General features: G+C 67.1%; 1 pseudogene. It reads right to left on the reverse strand.

Features of this window, described 5'->3' with window-relative positions:
• Positions 1–25: 25 nt before the first annotated feature.
• A pseudogene (locus J7I84_RS21385) lies at positions 26–334 on the reverse strand (IS110 family transposase); the annotation flags it as partial.

Consider the following 334-nt stretch of genomic DNA (forward strand, 5'->3'; position numbering starts at 1 on the left):
TCCGCCCCCTTCGAAGGGACGGGAATCAGAGGGGTGCTTGCCGGGTTGCCGGGACTCCAGTTGCCAGGGACCAGCACCAGCCGGCGAGCTCGCGGGCGATGGCGACGTTGGCGACAACGGGGCGTTTGCGGCGTTCGAGGTAAGTCATCCAGCGCTCGTGCAGGCGCCGGTTCCCGGCGTGGCCACGTGTTCTCGCCTCCGAGCTGGCTTCTTCCCACCGCGACCGCATGAGCCGGGACGGAATGTTGTATGGCCTGCGGTGGTGCCAGGCGGCTTCGACGAGAAGACGGCGGGCATGTCCATTTCCAGTTTTCGTGATCGAGCCCTGGGACCG

The organism is Arthrobacter sp. ISL-85 (assembly GCF_018613675.1).
Taxonomy (GTDB): domain Bacteria; phylum Actinomycetota; class Actinomycetes; order Actinomycetales; family Micrococcaceae; genus Arthrobacter.